Annotated in this window: 3 protein-coding genes; all 3 read left to right on the top strand. The window is 65.6% G+C overall.

Annotated elements, in window-relative coordinates:
• Nucleotides 1-221 precede the first annotated feature (221 nt).
• Genes V6M39_RS15685 through V6M39_RS15675 form a run of 3 tightly spaced genes read left to right on the top strand, consistent with a single transcriptional unit; the run spans nucleotide 222 to nucleotide 2,028 of the window.
• Complete coding sequence (locus V6M39_RS15685; RefSeq protein WP_332644751.1) at nucleotides 222-776, top strand: hypothetical protein; 555 nt, start codon at nucleotides 222-224, stop codon at nucleotides 774-776.
• Nucleotides 777-786: 10 nt separating this feature from the next.
• Nucleotides 787-1,404, top strand: coding sequence for a hypothetical protein (locus V6M39_RS15680; RefSeq protein WP_332644750.1), 618 nt, complete (start codon nucleotides 787-789; stop codon nucleotides 1,402-1,404).
• A gap of 9 nt (nucleotides 1,405-1,413) precedes the next feature.
• A complete protein-coding gene (locus V6M39_RS15675; RefSeq protein WP_332644749.1) occupies nucleotides 1,414-2,028 on the top strand; it encodes a hypothetical protein in 615 nt (204 codons plus the stop codon).
• Nucleotides 2,029-2,448: the final 420 nt, after the last annotated feature.

Raw genomic sequence — 2,448 nt, 5'->3', positions numbered from 1 at the left:
CAATCCGCTTCGCGTGATGCAGGGACAGGCCAGGTTCTGGGACAGCGGGTTCGACCTCAACGATCTCGAGGCATGCGATGCAAGCGGGCGCTGTCCCCTCCCGGTTCCCCCGTTGGGCGATCGGCCACCGCTTCCCAACGGGGATGAGTGACGTGCGGGCGCAGACAGCAGCTGCCCGTCGGGTTGTCGCGGCCACCGCGTTCTCGCTGACTCTGGTCACTGTGACGTCGGGGAACGCTGAGGCCACCACGGACTACACGCCGACCGGCGGGCCGGGAACCAACTTCGTCGGCAGCAGCGTCACCTTCACCAACGTCGAAGCCCTCCAGACGTACTCCTGCTCGCGCCTCGACGCCGCCGGTCAGGTCGCGGCGCCGGGCACGAGCCGCGCTTTCAAAAGCGAAGCGGTAGATCTGGGCGCGCTGACCGACAACTGCACACATCCGGTCTTCGGGCTTGTGGATTTTGATGTCGACCCTGATTGGGGACTTTCCATCACCGGATCGCCGAGCGGTACTTCGTGGCCGACGAGGTTGGATCAGGTGGACATGACCCTGTCCGCGGTCAACTGTGACCAAGCCTTCGAGGGATCCGTGGACGGCACGTTCGACACCGTGACCCAGCGTTTCACTCCAATCACCTCCGATCTGGTCGTCACATCGGTGGTGGGCAGTTCCTGCACCACCTTTGACTTCCAGGTCGGCGACCACATGGAACTGAACGGCCAGCTCACCAACATCTCGCCTGCGGGCAGTGTCCCGCTGAGCTTCTCCTGAGGACTCCTCGATGAACTCCACTCTTTCTCGGGCCATGCGTTGTGTCACCGTCGCGGTAGCGTCGGTCACGGTGATTGCGGCGTCCGCCACCAGCGCCTGGGCCACGACTGACTACACACCGACCGGTGGGCCGGCTGTGAAGCTGCAGGGAACGAACATCGCCATCACCAACGTTCCTGCCGCTCAGACGATCACCTGTTCCCAGTTCACCGTTCCCGGCACCGTCACGTCCCCGGGAATGAGCCGTCCGCTCGGCACGACAGCCGTCGGTCTTGGCACCCCGTCGGAGACCTGCTCCCATCCGCTCATGGGCTCGATCTCCTTCGACGTCTCGTGGAATTTGGCGGTGCTTGATGCCAGTGCGACGTCCAGTTGGAGGGTCCGGCTCGTCGACGTGTCAGGGACGGCGGCCTGGGCCAACTGCGAGTGGACCTTCGAAGGACAGGCGGACGGCCTCTTCGACACAGCGACCCAGCAGTGGACGCCGACGACGTCGGCGCTGGTCATCACCGGAGTGGTCGGCTCGATGTGCGTGACGATCGACTTCCTGCCCGGCGACGAGATCGTGATCTCGGGTTCGCTCACCAATGTCCCACCCGCGGGCAGTGTCCCGCTGAGCTTCTCCTGAGGACCTTCGATGAAATCCACGCTCTCCCGGGCCGTGCGTTGTGTCACCGTCGCGGTAGCGTCGGTCACGGTGATTGCGGCGTCCGCCACCAGCGCCCGGGCCACGACCGACTACACCCCGACCGGTGGGCCATCGCTCAACTTGGTCGGGACGAGTGTCTGGTTCACGAACGTGCCGGCGAATCAGACAGTCACGTGCAGCCAGTTCGACGTCGCGGGTCAGGTGCTCTCGCCTGGGACCAGCCGAACCTTCGGCGCGACGGCTGCCGATCTCGGGGTGCTCACGCACGCGTGTTCGAACCCGATCATGGGCCCGACTACCCTCACTGCCGATTGGGATCTTGAAGTGCTTGCGGGGTCGGGAACCTCGTGGACGGCCCGGCTCGCTGAGGTGAGTATCAAGGTGTCACACGTCAATTGCGTCTGGCGGTTCGAAGGCACAGTTGACGGCACCTTCATCCCGTCGACGCAGCGGTGGACGGCGACGAGTTCCGATCTCGTGATCACCTCAGTTGTCGGCACCATGTGCGTCACGATCGATCTTCTTCCCGGCGACGCGATGGTGATGGGTGGGTATCTCACCAACATCCCAACCGCCGGCAGCGGGCCGCTGACGCTGTCCTGACGCGGCACCGACAGCGGCCCCCACCGGAACCGCCACTCCCCAACAGGGATGGCGGTTTCGGTGTCTCGAGACGGTGCCGGGTGGCCGCTGATCATGACGGGGCGCTCAGACGGATCGGCACGTAGGCGGCGCAAAAGTTGTCACGCGCATCACAACATCCGTGTGGTGGGGGAAGCGATTGCGTCGAGCCCCTAGCCCCGGTGTCGCGGTCCGCCTTGACTGAGCCGCAGGCCGAGTGACGGCCGTCACGGGAGAGGGAGCCGATGTCTCGGGCAACGAAGGCGTTCCACCGCATCGTGCGGGGGAACCGGGCACGCACCGTGCTCACCGTCGTGCTCGGCGTCCTCCTCGCGACGACCGGTCTGGTCGGGGGAGCGGTCCAGGTCCTCCGGGTCGCATCGGCCGCCCCAGCCCCCGCGA

It is taken from the genome of Aeromicrobium sp. (assembly GCF_036675695.1).
Classification (GTDB): Bacteria; Actinomycetota; Actinomycetes; order Propionibacteriales; family Nocardioidaceae; genus Aeromicrobium.
The sequence above is the reverse complement of the archived record's forward strand: the minus strand, read 5'-3'. Positions and strand labels throughout refer to the sequence as shown.